This is a genomic window from Sedimentibacter sp. MB35-C1 (assembly GCF_030913635.1).
GTDB lineage: Bacteria > Bacillota > Clostridia > Tissierellales > Sedimentibacteraceae > Sedimentibacter.
This window is the reverse complement of sequence record NZ_CP133188.1, coordinates 1,585,624-1,601,304: the sequence shown is the minus strand read 5'-3', so window position 1 is coordinate 1,601,304 and position 15,681 is coordinate 1,585,624. Positions and strand designations below refer to the sequence as shown.

Here is a 15,681-nt window from a genome sequence, read left to right as displayed (position 1 = left end):
TTTCATGTTATTATACTATTAAAAGCCGGCCTATGCAAGACATATTATAAATAATTTCACAAAATTGTTTTATAATCAAAATATTTATAATTCAAATTATTATATACAAAAATTATTTCTTATGATATTATAGCATACATATTAAATTAGGTTCAAGATGAAGCTTAATTCAATAATAGAAGCATGTATATAGTAACAGAGAATATTTGACTTTTTAGTGACAATAATAATTAATATCTATTTGATTGGAGGAAATATGTCTAAACTAAAAATTACCGAAACATCTTTGAGAGATGGTCATCAGTCATTAATTGCAACAAGGTTAACTACTGACGAAATACTACCGATTTTAAAGAAAATGGATGACGCGGGTTTTCACTCAATGGAAGTCTGGGGCGGAGCTACATTTGACACATGCCTGAGATATCTGAATGAAGATCCATGGGAAAGACTTAGAAAGATTAGAGCCAATGTAAAAAACACAAAGCTTCAAATGCTTTCCAGAGGACAAAACATATTAGGATACAAAAATTATCCTGATGATATTGTAGAGAAATTTTTGAAAAATGCAATTTACGAAGGGATTGATATTGTAAGAATATTTGATGCTTTAAATGACATCCGTAATCTGCAAAAATCAATAAGTGTAATAAAAAAAGAAGGCGCACACTGCCAATGTGCAATATGCTACACCATAAGTCCAGTACACACCATTGAATATTATTTGAAATTAATCAAAGAATTTGAAAATGAAGGGGCAGATTCAATCTGCATAAAGGATATGTCGGGCATCCTTCTGCCGTATGAAGCTTATAATTTAGTAAAATCTATAAAGGAAACAACCAAGCTTCCAGTGGAATTTCACACTCACTGCACAAGCGGCGTGGCTCAGATGTCAATGCTTAAGGCAGTAGAAGCGGGTGTGGACATTGTTGATACAGCCATATCGCCTCTTTCATCAGGCACTTCACAGCCGGCAACAGAATCTCTGGCTTTGAGCCTTATTGGAACAGAAAGAGACCCTCAGCTTAACCTTGGCAGTCTTAATGCTGCTGCTGATTATTTTAAGGATGTTATGAAAAAATATATGGATAACGGCTCCTACAACATAAAAGTATTGATGACTGAGCCGAAAACACTTCAGTATCAAATACCCGGAGGAATGCTTTCCAATATGATAATGCAGATGACTTCGCTTAATGCATTAGATAAATATGAAGATGTACTGGCCGAGGTTCCAAGAGTACGAGAAGATTTGGGATTCCCTCCTCTGGTTACTCCAATGAGTCAAATGGTGGGAGCTCAAGCAGTGTTTAATGTAATCTCGGGCGGAAGATATAAAATTATTCCTACAGAAATTAAAAATTATGTAAAAGGAATGTACGGAAAACCTGCAGCTCCTATATCTGAAGATATACGAAAAAAAATAATAGGAGATGAGGAAATTATAACCGTACGACCTGCAGATTTGCTGCCAGATGAATATGAGAAACTAAAAGCTGAAATAGGAGAACTGGCAAGAACAGAACAGGATGTTTTATCCTATGCGCTGTTCCCACAGGTTGCAAAAGAATATTTTGAAAAAAGAAGCACCGAAATTGAAGACATATACGATGAACTATATATATAGCTCATTAAGTATATTCGTAAAGCTAAAACAAAGCAGCTCTAACCGATAAGTTGAGCTGCTTTGTTTTATGCCTCTTAATCTATGCCTCTAATTATATGCCTCTTAATCTATGCCTCTTAATCTATGCCTCTTAATATTTATATGTTTTTGAAATAATGTAGTATTTAATCGATATTTTCATAAAGAATATTTAGGATATGCGCTTGTCACCGTCATCATAAATTTTGTGATTTTATATCTTCAAAAATTTTATTTAAGAATGTGATGTCTTCAGCTTTATCCATAAAAATTTTTTTACCTGAATTAATTGATTCATGATCTGCGCAGGCGCTTTTACATCCGCTTATTATCAACACGCCGTCATAGACAGACCCTTCATTTACCGGTTCAAAATCTACGTCAGAATATTTATTGATAATTTCTTTAACCAACTTAGTTCTATCGTACGTTGGATTGCACCCGCCGCAGTACTTTATTCCAATTTTCATATTAGCCCTTTAATTTCTTGCTTAGTACTTTTTTAGCAAAGTCCAATAAATCGTCGCTGACGTTGTTTACCAATAAGACCCTGCTTACCTCTGGTATGTGTTTTTTTATTTCCGACTCGATGATGGTTTCAACCGTAATCTGCGCCGACGGGCAGTTTTTGCATTGCCCCATGAGCGAAATAACCACGACGCCGTCTTCAAAGGAAATAACCCTTACATCACCGTAATGCTGTGAAAGCTTAGGTCTGACATGTTTGTCTAACACATTTTCAATTTCATTAATAATCATGTAAACATGCTCCCCGGTGTTTTAGAGCCACGTCGGCTCTATTACAGTTAAATGTAATATGTGAACCGACAGAAGCGGATTTCTTTGCTTCCGCCGGATCTTTTGGCTTGATGCAATTATATGTTAATCATTAATAGCGATATTAAACAATTCAACATATTCTTTCTTAGTCATTGGTCTTGGATTGCTTGGTGTAGAGCCGTTTTCCTCAGACATGTGCGCAAGCTTATCTATGTCTTCTTTTTTAATTCCTATATCGCTGAGTGTCGGCAGTTTTATATCCTTAACCATCTGTTTAACTATTTCAACAGCATCTTTTGCAGCCTGTCTGTCATCTGCAGCAGTTGAACCCATTATTCTTCCTATTCTCGCATATCTTTCAACAGCGTAGTCAAGGCTGTATTCCATAACGTATGGAAGAAGAATTGCGTTGCATACTCCGTGAGCCGCATCATACAAACTTCCCATAGCTTCTGCCATGCAGTGTACCGATGCAACATCGGAGTGGCTGAAAGCTATACCTGCAAGAGTGCTTCCCATAAGCATTCCTGATCTTGCATCCATGTTTGTAGGATTGAAAACTGCTTCACGAATGCTTTCAGAAATCAGTTCGATTGCGTATAATGCACATGCATCTGATACAGGCTCTGATTCTGTGCATGAATATGCCTCAATAGCATGTGTAAGAGCATCTATACCTGTTGCTGCAGTGATTGAAGCTGGAAGAGAAACTAACAAATCTGGATCAAGCAGAGCAACCTTTGGTCCAAAATACTGGCTCTTTACTGTTTTCTTAAATTGTTCATTTGTGTCTGTAATTACTGAAGAAAAAGTAACTTCACTGCCTGAGCCCGCAGTTGTTGGAATTACTATAAATGGCTGAACAGGTCCCTTAACTTTCCATCTACCATAATAATCTTTCAAAGATCCGCCGTAAGTTATGATTGCTGAGGCTGCTTTAGCTGCATCTATAGGGCTTCCTCCACCCAGTGCAATTATACCGTCTGTTTTATTTTCTATTGCAAATTTTGCAGCTTCCTCTACATTATAGTCCTTAGGATTTGCTTCAATTTTATCAAAAACTGCGTATTCGATTCCTGCTTCTTCTAAATATACTGTAACTTTTGGAAGAAGTACTTTTCTTGTGCTTCCGCTTCCTGTAACAAACAGTGGTTTTTTAACGTTGAATTCTTTCAACAATTGAGGTAATTTTTTAATGCTTCCTTTGCCGAATTCGATTTTAGTAGGTAATTCAAAGGAAAATGGTTTTGTAACATTTGGGTTCATAAAATCCTCCATTATATTTATATATTTTATTCATTTTAGTAAGTACCCTCCATGTATTCTGCAGCATAATCTTACAAAATACATGGAGATGTTGTATGTCAATTCCAGCCGATTCGTTTTATTCGTACGGTTAGAAAATTGAAACCTTTAATTAATATGTTTTTCTCACGTACTCGCCTATTCTTTTAACTGCTTCTTTTAAATTTTCATCAGAATTTGCAAATACCGTACGCAAATATCCTTCTCCCATTGTGCCAAATGCAGACCCTGGAACAGTAACTACTCCCGCATACTTTACAAGTTCCTCAGCGAATTCTGCAGAAGTCTTGCCAAAAGCCTTGATATTAGCAAATGCATAGAAGCTTCCAGGAGATTTTTTACATGTTATACCCGGTATGTCGTTAAGCCCGTCTATAAGTATATCTCTTCTTCTCAGATAGTCATTGTACATTTTTTTGATTTCCTGGTCACTACCCTTCATTGCCTCTATAGCAGCTTTCTGCGTAAAAGTAGACACACATGAAACCAGTCCTTCCTGAAGCTTAGGCATTATGGATATTATTTCTTTTTTGCCAAGTACGAATCCTATTCTCCAGCCCGTCATAGCATGAGTTTTTGAAAAACTGTTTATAACCAGTACTCTGTCCCTTACTTCTGGAATCTGCGCAATGCTGAAATATTCCTTGTTGTCAAAAACCAGCCTGTCATAAACTTCATCTGATATTACTAATAGATCATATTTTTCAGCCAATTCTGCTATTTTGATTATCTCATCTTTGTCAAGAACCGAGCCAAGCGGATTGCTGGGCGAATTCAAAAGAATGGCTCTTGTTTTGCCTGTTATTGCTTTTTCAATGTCACCAGCCTGAATCTTAAAGTCATTTTCTTCATATATTGGAACAGATACAGGAACCGCTCCAGCCATCATAACCTGACCTACGTAGTTTGGAAAACAAGGATCCGGTATTATGACCTCTTCGCCCGGATTAACAGTTGAAAGCAGCGAAAGATAAATAGCTTCCATTCCTCCTACTGTAACCATTACATTTTCAAAACTGTAGTCCTTTGAATATTTTGCATATTCTTCTGCTATAGCCTGCCTTAATTCCTTCAATCCTGCATTAGGGCAATAGTGAGTAAATCCTTGGTCTATTGCCTGCTTTGCAGCTTCTTTTATGTTAACCGGAGTGTCAAAATTAGGCTCTCCAACTGTTAACTTTATGGCATCAGGATATTGTTCTGCTAAGTCAAACATTTTTCTGATACCTGAAGCAGGGTAGGTATTGGCAACATTAGATAAATATTTCATTTGAATCCTCCATTTTTTGATAACAATTATTCTTATAAAGCTATGCGTTTACCTTGCCGGGCATATGCGCCATTTTAAGATATCTCTCATATCTATACTCTGCATCTTCCTTTGCTTTTTCAAACAATTCATCTGCTTTGTCAGGGAAAAGTTTGTACAGTGATGCATATCTTACTTCGCTCATTAAAAATTCTTTAAAGTCAGCTGTTGGCTCTTTTGAATCAAGAACAAACGGATTTTCTCCATCATTTTCAAGCAGCGGATTGTATCTGTACAGTGTCCAATATCCTGCATCTACAGCTTCTTTTTCATGTATCTGAGATTTGCCCATGCCTGCCTTGATTCCATGATTTATACATGGTGAATAAGCGATTACAAGTGACGGTCCCGGATAGTTTTCAGCCTCAATTATTGCTTTAAGAGTTTGGTTTTTATCTGCACCCATAGCTATTTGAGCAACATATACATATCCATAGCTCATTGCCATCATTCCAAGGTCTTTCTTCCTTGTTCTCTTTCCGCTTGAAGCAAATTCTGCAATTGCTGCTGTAGGAGTTGCCTTTGATGACTGTCCTCCAGTATTTGAATATACTTCAGTATCAAATACAAGCAAGTTTACATTTTCGCCAGATGCAAGAACATGGTCCACTCCACCGTAACCTATGTCATAAGCCCATCCGTCTCCACCGAATATCCAGTGTGATCTTTTTACAAAGTAATCTCTTATATCATATAATTCATTTAAAAGCTTATCGCTTCCTTTTTCTTCTTCCAGCGCTGCTGTAAGTTTGTCAGCTCTATCTCTTGTTCCTTCTGATTTATCAAATCCGTCGATCCATTCATTTAAAGCATCTTTTAACTTTCCTTCTGCGCTTTCTACAGCTGCATCTGCTTTTAACTTAGCTGAACCTCTTATTTTCTGAACACCAAGGTACATACCGAAGCCATACTCAGCATTGTCTTCAAACAGTGAGAATCCCCATGAAGGTCCGTGTCCTTTTTCATTTGTTGTATATGATACCTGTGGTGAACCTCCCCAAACTGTTGAACAGCCTGCTGCATTTGAAATCATCATTCTGTCGCCGAACAGCTGTGTAACCAGTTTTGCGTAAGGTGTTTCACCGCATCCTGCACAAGCACCTGAAAATTCAAGCAGAGGTTTTTTAAACTGGCTTCCCTTAACAGTACGTTCAACTTTTTCCGGAATTTCTTTCTGAACTATTTCATTAGCAAAGTTCCAGTCATTAATATATTTCTCTCTGTTTTCTGCCAGAGGTTTCATTTCTATTGCATGCTCTTTAGCAGGACATATGTTTACACAGCTTCCGCATCCTGTACAATCCTGCGCAGATATAGCCAGATGATACTTCATATTTTTAAATCCAACTGCATTCACAGCTTTAAATCCTTCAGGAGCATTTTTCATTTCTTCTTCAGAAATAAGTGTCGGTCTTATAACAGCATGTGGACAAACGTAAGAACATTGGTTACATTGAATACATTTATCCGGATTCCACAATGGAACATCTATAGCTATTTCTCTCTTTTCCCAAGCAGTAACTCCCAGTGGGAATGAACCGTCTTCTCTCTCATTAAATGAACTTACCGGAAGATTGTCTCCCTCCTGTCTGTTCATAACAAATATTACGTCTTCTACGAATTCAGGAACTTCTGAATTTTTCTTTACAGCTTCATCTTCAGCTGTTTTCCATGACTCCGGAACGTTAACTCTTTTTATGCTTTCAATACCCTTGTCAATTGCAAGGTTATTCATATCAACAATGTTCTGTCCTTTGCTTCCGTAAGATTTTTCAACTTCGTTCTTCAGATATTTAACAAAATCCTCTGTAGGAATTATGTCCGCAAGTCTGAAAAATGCAGATTGCATTACCATGTTGATCTTTCCGCCAAGTCCAACTTCTTTTGCTATATCAACAGCATCTATGATATAAAACTTAACTTCGTTAGCCGCTATACTTCTTTTTAGAGCTGCAGGCAGGTATTTTTCAAGCTCTTCCTCGCTCCAGATACAGTTCAGCAGGAATGTTCCACCCTTTTTTATTCCTGAGGTCAGATTGTACTTACTAACATATGCCTGATTATGGCATGCAATAAAGTCCGCTCTGTTAATGTTATATGGTTCCTTAATAGGAGATTTTCCGAATCTTAGATGCGAAATAGTAAGTCCGCCTGACTTTTTAGCATCATATTCAAAGTACGCCTGAGCATAGAAATCAGTATTGTCTCCGATAATTTTAATTGCTGATTTATTAGCACTTACTGTTCCGTCAGAGCCGTATCCCCAGAATTTACATGCAATTGTTCCCTTAGGTGTCGGATCTATACTTTCATTGCTTACAGGCAGTGATTTAAATGTAACGTCATCAACAATGCTTACGGTAAAATCATTTTTTGGATTATCAAGCTTTAAATTTTCAAATACTGCAATTGCATCGTCCGGTTTGAAATCTTTCGAGCCCAGACCATATCTTCCTCCTACAATTATTGGAGCGTTTTCTGCATTGTAAAATGCATTTTTAACGTCAAGATACAGAGGTTCTCCGTTTGATCCCGGTTCTTTTGTTCTATCAAGCACAGCTATTTTTTTCACTGTCTTCGGAATTTGACGAAGCATAAATTCAGCATCGAACGGTCTGTAAAGATGAACCTCAACCAAACCTACCTTTTCTCCCTTTGCATTGAGATAATCAATGACCTCACTTATGGTTTCACATCCTGATCCCATAGCGATAATTATGTTTTCTGCATCCTCTGCACCGTAATAGTTGAAAAGTTTGTAATTTCTTCCTGTAAGTTTATTGATTTCATCCATGTATGACTGTACAACTCCCGGTACTGCATCATGGAATTTATTTATTGATTCTCTCAACTGAAAGAATACATCAGGATTCTGTGTTGTTCCTCTAAGCACCGGATGATTCGGGCTCAGAGCATGATTTCTGAATTCTTTGATGGCTTCATAATCAACCAGCTTAGCCAATTCATCATATTCAAGAACCTCAATTTTCTGCATTTCATGAGACGTTCTGAAGCCATCGAAAAAGTGAAGAACTGGAAGTCGCGATTTTATAGCACTTAAATGGGCAACAGCAGCTAAATCAAGAGCCTGCTGAACGCCACTCGATGCCAAAAGCGTAAAACCTGTCTGTCTCGTAGCCATAACGTCCTGATGGTCACCAAATATACTTAATGAATTTGATGCCAGTGAACGGGCGCTGACATGAAATACGGCTGGAAGCAATTCACCCGCAATTTTATACATGTTTGGTATTTTTAATAGTAAGCCCTGTGAAGCAGTATAGGTTGATGTCAGCGCCCCTGACTGTAGCGATCCGTGCAGCGTTCCTGCCGCACCGCCTTCTGACTGCATTTCCTTTACCAGGACGGTTTCACCGAAAATATTCTTTTTCCCCTGTGAAGCCCATTCATCAACATGGCCTGCCATTGGTGATGATGGTGTTATGGGATATATTGCGGCAACATCGGTAAAAGCATATGATGAATATGCTGCCGCCGTATTGCCGTCCATTGTTTGAGTTCTGCGTTTTGTCATATCTCTATCTCCTTGCAATAATATTTTACACTAATCGTCGATTCTCGCAATTTCTTTTGCAAGACTTTTCTTTGAATCAATGTTTCCTTGTCTTGCTATCATTATTCTCTGTGCCTGCGGAGATCCTGCCCCGTGCATTGATTCTGTCCTGTAGCCTACAGCTGCCGTTCCCAGCGTAATGTTTTCTATAAGTCTCAGAACCTTCAGCCTGTCCTCAACGGAAACTCCATCCACTCCCTGCAGGTATTTTTCTATATATTTTCCAAGCTTAGGATCCTTCAAATCTTTTTCAGAAGGAGCGGTAACCATTAATCCTCCCGCAATATCCTCAGCTAATCTAGCTATTTCATATGGGAATCTTGTAATATTCTGCTTACAAACATTAGCCAACAGCAGATTAATTATATAGTTTCCGGATTCTGTTTTTGATCCCTCTGCCGAACATGCGATTCCGCAGCTGTACAAGGTTTCGTTCAAATGAGTCATTTCAATTAATTTGTCCTTAATGTGAGATGCCTTCTGAGCACCGTTGTAATCGGCAATCAATGCTGCTGCACCTATCAACACATCACCTACTCCAACTTTACATCCGCCGTAGCTCTGTCTGTGATATCCTGCAAATCTCTCAACCATCATGCCGGCATATTCTGTTTCGCCGTTTAAAAACAGTCTGTCATTTGGAACAAATACATCTTCAAATATAACAAGTGCTTCCATTCCGCCGAATTGGCTGTTTCCAACATCAAGCTTTGAACCCTCAAGCTTTCTTGTATCACATGACTGTCTTCCTATAATCATCATTACGCCGTCCGCATCAACCGGAACAGAAAATGCAACCGCATAGTCTCTGTCATCAGGTCCCAGCGCTATAGTAGGCATTACAAGAACCTCGTGAGAATTACATATGCCTGTCTGATGAGCCTTGGCTCCTCTTACGACCACTCCGTCTTCTCTTCTTTCAACTACTCTCAGGTACAAATCTGGGTCCGCCTGCTTGCTCGGCGATTTGGAGCGATCACCCTTAGGGTCTGTCATTGCTCCGTCCACAGTCAAATCGTTTTGCTGAACATACTTCAGATATTCAACAAAATTGTCATAGTATTTTGTGCCATACTTCTTATCAATTTCATAAGTAGTGCTGTACACCGCATTAAATGCATCCATTCCCACACATCTTTGAAAGCATGATGCGGTTTTTTGTCCCAAAAGTCTCTGCATTTTTACTTTTTTAACCAGATCTTCCGTGTTTTGATGAATATGAGTGAATCTGTTGACTTTTTCACCCGTAAGGGATGATTTAGCAGTCATTAGGTCTTCATATTCAGGCATTTGCGCAAGATCATATGTTGCCTTTACAGAGTTAAGGGAAGGTCTGAGAATGGGATTATCAACAGAGCTTCCAATCTTTTCTCCGAACATGTATATCTGCATGTTCATCTTCTTAATACTTTCAATATACTGTTCACCAGTCATTAATGCCATGTTCTATACTCCTTTTTTAGTTCTGCATATATAGTAGCAATAAGCGTGCCAAAAAATAAAAAACGGCATAAAATTTATAGCCATTGAATTTCAGCCATTATTTAGATGCCGTAAAAATATTTATTTTTCTGTTAAGTTGCATTTGTGCAACGCTTTCATCCCCCCAAAATAAATAATTTAAAATAATGTGGTGGAACTAACAAAATATGCTTGTTGCATTTTTACAACTATCTGATGCAATTACGCAACAAGTAATTACACATTCTTTACATATTTTTTCCTTTTTCTTACAAATGTTGAAGGATCTATTCCCAGTTCCTTGGCTGCCCCTCTTACATTTCCGTATTTCTCATACGCTTTAAATATCAGATCTTTCTCTACTTTTCCTAAAGCATCTGCCAGATTTGGAATGCTGCTAGACTCAACAGTCCTGTGTCCATCTGAATTATTTATTATGTGAGAAGGCAAGCTTGATTTGGTAATATCCATATCCTTAGTCGTCACCACCAGCATTTCTATTAGATTGCGAAGCTCCCTAACATTTCCGGGCCAGCTGTATTCATAAAAATATTTAAGAGCTTCATTCGAAATCGTTTTTTCCATTCTGTATTTTTTATTATAAACTTTTAAAAAATACTCTGCCAGAGGAATTATGCTGCTTTTTCTCTCTCTCATCGGCACAACCTTGAGGGGAACAACATTCAGACGGTAGAACAAGTCCTCGCGAAACAACCCTTTTTCCACCATCTCCTCCAAGTCTCTATTCGTTGACGCAATTAATCTGACATCTACCTTAATAGTATTGTTGCTTCCAACTCTTTCAAATTGCCCATCTTGGAGAACCCTTAAAAGTTTAACCTGCATATTCAGCGGCAGCTCGCCGATTTCATCCAAGAGCAGTGTTCCATTGTTTGCAGCTTCAAAAATTCCCATCTTGCCGCCTTTTGAAGCTCCTGTAAACGATCCCTCAGCATATCCAAAGAATTCCGATTCGATAAGATTTTCAGGAATAGCTCCGCAGTTAATTTTTATAAAAGGTTTTTCTCTGCGGCTGCTATTATTATAAATATACTTGGCTAGTACTTCCTTGCCCGAACCTGTTTCGCCGTTAATAAGCACCGTGGTGTCTACCTTAGCTACTCTCTTTGCAAGCAATAAAAGGTTAAGCATGCTTTCATCTTCAGCTATTAAGTATTCATCATTTGCTATTTGAAGCTTCAACTCCTCAATAATTCCCTTGTATTTTTTGTTTTCGTCTTTTCTTTTATTTTCCTTATCCTGAAGTTCCTTTAACTCGGTGATATCTCTGACGTTGGTAACAATTATTTTTACATTTCCGCTTCTATCAAAGAAAGGAGTACTTGTTACCAGTGCACTTTTTCCAGTATTAAATGTCTGGTAAATTGTTTTAGGCTGCTTGTCTTTCAAAACGGAGAACGAAGTAACCTCGGACATTATACCTTTTTTGACCACATCTGCCATATTGTGCCCCAAAAGTTCATCTCTCTTCAGCCCTGTTATGCGTTCATAGCTTTTATTAATCATTATTGTATTAGCTTCGCTGTCGGTAACATATATGCCGTCAAAGGAAGTTTCAATTATCATCTCGAGCATCTGAATATAATTATCGCCTATAATTGTTTTTTTCATTTTCATTACTCCTGAAATATTTTCTGTAAACCACGCCTGAATCTTTCCTTACAAACTTCTTAGCTGATTCTGCAGCAACACTCCCACTATATCAGCAAACCTCTCCAAAGTGCTGATTCTTACAAAATTCCTGCCAAAGATTTTTTTTGCAGAAGCAACATCCTCATCTTCTCCCGTAAATACGCAAAGTATGGAGTTGCCCTTCATTGCTCCTTTTTTAACCTCATATGCTGTATCATTTACTCCCTTGATTCCGGAATATTCGGTCTTATGCGGAATTATTCCGGTTCCGGGATTGATTTCAATGTCATTTGGCTTGCAGTCAGACAAAAGAATGAGTATTTTATTTTCACTCTGTGCACTTTCCATCATATGCACCGCCGTTCTCACAGCAAGGCCGTCTCGATTTGATCCTGATGACCTGTAGTCAAATATTTTATCGTTTTTTTTCGTCTCCTCGTAATCTCTGAATACATTTATAATTGTATATCCTCTTAAACTGCAGTAAGAATACACCTTGACCGGAATCTCACATCTAGTCAAGCTTTCAGCTATTATATAACCCTGAGCAGCTATAATTTCCTGGCGCTCACATTGTGATGCTGAGCTGTCAAGGAGTATGTCAACAGTTATATTTCCTATATCGTTCTTTAACTCTCTGCTAAATACCTTACTGTCATTTACATGAATACTTCTCCATATTCTGTTTGCGTCGATTCTGCCGGTTTTTGATTTAACCACGGTGGATTCAAAATTAACAAGCATTGTATTTCGAATTCTGTTTGTTAGATTTGCAATGCTGTTGCTGTGCCTTGAATAGCTGCCATAATAAAAATCAACATTGGATTTTCTCTGTTCCTTTGCCAGCTTTCTCACATATCGTGCATCCGCATCTGAATCTGTAGAATTATCAAATTCCCCTCGCGTAAAGTGAAGCCTTGATCTTTTATGGTTCCCAGTGCACAGTATTTTTTCCATTGCAGCAATTCTATGTTCAGGTAAAATTGAACTGCCGTAATACTTTTGTATATAGCTTCTATCTGCACTTATCCTCGGTATATTAATTTTTCGAAGATCCAAATTCTTAACCTTCAAATCCTCATCCTGCTCAAAGAAAAAATCTCTCGTAGTTTCGGCAGATTCAATTACCATGTCCTTCATTAAAGCATTGCCCGGATTCTCCGAGTCATCATCACTATCTCTTGAGTGTTCCAAAGCATTGGGCATTTTCTTTTCCCTGTATTTATCCGATGAAATCTCATAGCTTCCAGCCTGAAATTTAAAATATTTTTTTATGATTTCATTCATTCTGCCTATTATTTCTTCAGTGCTCATGTGAACATCAAACTCAAGCTCTTCCAAAATCCTGATAATGCGGGGCTCAGTATCTGCATCAAGCCCCAGCACTCTTTTAAAATGCACTTTTCTTACTTCATCCAATATAGCCCTTTCATACTTAGGAATATCTCCATTGAGAACCTTTTTTGCATGTTCGTGCCTTAAATGGGCTAGAATCGGGCGCTCTTTTTTTGCTGCAAGATACGTACTGTTTTCCAGCCCTATCCAAAACAGCTTCTCAAAAAAATCATGATCTGAATCTGTTCTCAAAAAAGCGAAATATTTTTTTAAAAGCGCATAATCGTAATATTTATAAACAGCACCTGCTATAAAGTTACCATATAGATCTGCTTTTCCGTTTTCATCAAAGACCTCCAATTCCGGACTGAGCGAATAATTATCTGAAGCATTCCATATTATATTAAGCGCTCGTTTTTCTTCATGTTCCAGCCTTTTCATATTAGTCAATAAATATTTCATTCCTTTCAAGTTTTTTGGGAATTCTTAAGCTTATTACATCTCGAACAAGCTTTCTTTCGAATTCATCGAATGACTTGTTTATAATGCCCATTTCAAGCGCCTTGTTTGCTTCAAGACCTTTATCAATCAAATGCATTGCAGAAATCAGCCCTCTCAGGTCAACCGACTTGGTTGAAATTTCAGAATTATCACTTTTAAGTCTCAAATCCCGGAACAGCCCTGTGAACTGATTCAGATAATCTTCCTTTATATTTGGAAATTCAGTTAAAAGGAGCTTCTTCAAATTTTCCGATGAAATAACAGGCATATTTATAACCATGAAACGCGAAGCCAGCGCCTCGTTAAGTTCTCTTGTTCCTGCGTAGCCATAGTTCATTGTAGCGATAAACCTTACCGCATCATCAAGCTCAATTTTATCGTATCCCGGCACATCTATTATTCTTCTGTAGTCAAGGGTTGCGTGAAGCACTGCCATAGAATCATTCTTTGCCATATTTATTTCATCCAGGACTCCGAATCCTCCACATACCGCACATTCATAAACAGGTCCCTTTCTGAACACAACATTTCCATTCTCAAATGTATCAGTTCCTATCAGCGTTGACGAATCAGTGTTGATATGAAATGATATGTCCCATTTCGGCCTTCCGAATGCAAGCGAAAGATTTTCCGCCAAAACATTTTTACCCGTCGCCTTTGAACCTACCAGCAATATATTCTCTCCACAGAGAAGGGCTGTTATTGCCTGCTCCCATATATCTCTGCCGTAGTAGTTATACTTTGGCTTTGGAATCCTGTACTTCGCCTGGTGATTTACATTGTACTGCTTTCTAAATTTTTCTATCTCTATAATCAGCTTCTCGCTGACTCCTTCTTCTCTTAAAAAATCTAGTATCATATTTTCCTCTCATTTAATATTGCATTATTAAAATCATAACTTGAGGGCTTTTGAAAAATTCGTAATTCAAAAAACTCAGCCACCGCAAACAAGTGATCAAAAATATCTGATTGTATATTTTCATAATTGACCCAATCTATATCATTTATAAATGCATAAATTTCTAACGGAAGACCATTATCGCCTGGAACCAACTGCCTAACCATAAGTGTCATTCCATTATGAATCTTAGGATGATTGCTTATATAATTTTGAACGTAAATTCTGAACACTCCCACATTAGTTAAATTTCTGCCATTAATAAGCAAATCCATATTTTCTGTTTTTTCGTTAGAATCTTTTAATTCTATTTCTTTGTTTTTAATATAATCTTTTAAGATATTAATTTTTTTATACTTGTCAAGCATTTCATTCGTGCAAAATTTAATACTTGTAATATCAATATTAATGGAGCGCTTAATACGTCTTGCCCCCATTTCCTGCATCCCTCTCCAATTTTTAAAAGAATCGGAAATCAAAGCATATGTAGGTATTGTAACTATTGTTTTATCAAAGTTCTGAATTTTCACCGTGTTTAATGTTATATCTATCACGTCGCCGTCTGCACCATACTTTGGCATTTCAATCCAATCTCCTATTCTAAGCATATCATTCCATGTCAACTGCATACCTGCAACAAACCCAACTATGGAGTCCTTAAATATTAAAGTAGTCAGTGCAGTCAACGCTCCGATTCCGCTTATTAGTGCAACCGGGCTTTTATCTACCATTATAGAAATAATCATTATAATTAATACTATATACAGTATAATCTCAATTACCTGCAAAAATCCCTTAATAGGTCTATCTTTCGATATGGAAAATTGTCTGTAAATATCTTCAACAGATTTTATCAAAGCTCTTCCCATTAAAATTACTGTAAATAAAATATATATCATTGAAAGCTTTGAAACTACAACTGAAAATTCATCAAAAAACACCGCACTGTTATATGTGGTTATACCCGGAATAATCATTACGATTTTATGAAACACTCTATTTTTAAATAATATATCATCCCAATTATATTTATTGTTTTTAATGCGCTTAAACAAAAACTTTAATACAACTTTGTAAATAATTAAAGTTATTGTAATTGATACGGCCAAAATTACAACCATCAATATAAAATAATTCAAATACTTTGCAGCAACTTCGTTTAATCCGTAATCAATAAGCGTTGCATATACGGAGTCCATTTAATCACTTCCTTCAAA

General features: G+C 37.3%; 11 protein-coding genes. 1 reads left to right on the top strand and 10 read right to left on the bottom strand.

What is annotated here, in order from left to right; all coding sequences use genetic code 11:
• Window positions 1–256: 256 nt before the first annotated feature.
• Window positions 257–1,630: an oxaloacetate decarboxylase subunit alpha gene (locus RBQ61_RS07565; RefSeq protein ID WP_308139880.1), complete on the top strand. Its 1,374-nt coding sequence runs from the start codon at window positions 257–259 to the stop codon at window positions 1,628–1,630.
• Window positions 1,631–1,845: 215 nt separating this feature from the next.
• Here the strand turns inward: RBQ61_RS07565 and RBQ61_RS07560 are convergent, their stop codons facing one another.
• The 10 genes from RBQ61_RS07560 to RBQ61_RS07515 all read right to left on the bottom strand — a co-directional run bounded on the left by RBQ61_RS07560 (window position 1,846) and on the right by RBQ61_RS07515 (window position 15,663).
• Window positions 1,846–2,118, bottom strand: a complete 273-nt coding sequence (locus RBQ61_RS07560; RefSeq protein ID WP_308139879.1) for a hypothetical protein — start codon at window positions 2,116–2,118, stop codon at window positions 1,846–1,848.
• Window position 2,119: 1 nt separating this feature from the next.
• On the bottom strand, window positions 2,120–2,407 hold the full coding sequence (locus RBQ61_RS07555; RefSeq protein WP_308139878.1) for a NifU family protein: 288 nt from the start codon (window positions 2,405–2,407) through the stop codon (window positions 2,120–2,122).
• Window positions 2,408–2,530: 123 nt separating this feature from the next.
• The gene (locus RBQ61_RS07550; RefSeq protein WP_308139877.1) at window positions 2,531–3,694 is read right to left on the bottom strand and encodes an iron-containing alcohol dehydrogenase; all 1,164 of its coding nucleotides are present in this window, start codon (window positions 3,692–3,694) and stop codon (window positions 2,531–2,533) included.
• 151 nt (window positions 3,695–3,845) lie between these two features.
• Window positions 3,846–5,003, bottom strand: coding sequence for a pyridoxal phosphate-dependent aminotransferase (locus RBQ61_RS07545; RefSeq protein WP_308139876.1), 1,158 nt, complete (start codon window positions 5,001–5,003; stop codon window positions 3,846–3,848).
• Window positions 5,004–5,043: 40 nt separating this feature from the next.
• Window positions 5,044–8,577 (bottom strand): pyruvate:ferredoxin (flavodoxin) oxidoreductase, encoded by a 3,534-nt coding sequence (gene nifJ / locus RBQ61_RS07540; protein WP_308139875.1) that lies wholly within the window; start codon window positions 8,575–8,577, stop codon window positions 5,044–5,046.
• Between the two features lie 30 nt (window positions 8,578–8,607).
• Window positions 8,608–10,059: a 4-hydroxyphenylacetate 3-hydroxylase family protein gene (locus RBQ61_RS07535; protein ID WP_308139874.1), complete on the bottom strand. Its 1,452-nt coding sequence runs from the start codon at window positions 10,057–10,059 to the stop codon at window positions 8,608–8,610.
• Window positions 10,060–10,314: 255 nt separating this feature from the next.
• Entirely contained in the window at window positions 10,315–11,709 is a 1,395-nt protein-coding gene (locus tag RBQ61_RS07530; RefSeq protein ID WP_308139873.1) for a sigma-54-dependent Fis family transcriptional regulator, read from the bottom strand.
• A 48-nt stretch (window positions 11,710–11,757) separates the two neighbouring features.
• Window positions 11,758–13,527: a hypothetical protein gene (locus RBQ61_RS07525; protein WP_308139872.1), complete on the bottom strand. Its 1,770-nt coding sequence runs from the start codon at window positions 13,525–13,527 to the stop codon at window positions 11,758–11,760.
• Window positions 13,508–14,425, bottom strand: coding sequence for an AAA family ATPase (locus RBQ61_RS07520; protein WP_308139871.1), 918 nt, complete (start codon window positions 14,423–14,425; stop codon window positions 13,508–13,510). Before RBQ61_RS07520 ends, RBQ61_RS07525 begins: the two co-directional genes overlap by 20 nt.
• Window positions 14,422–15,663, bottom strand: coding sequence for a mechanosensitive ion channel family protein (locus RBQ61_RS07515; protein WP_308139870.1), 1,242 nt, complete (start codon window positions 15,661–15,663; stop codon window positions 14,422–14,424). The genes RBQ61_RS07520 and RBQ61_RS07515 overlap by 4 nt, the downstream gene beginning before the upstream one ends.
• Between the last annotated feature and the right edge of the window lie 18 nt (window positions 15,664–15,681).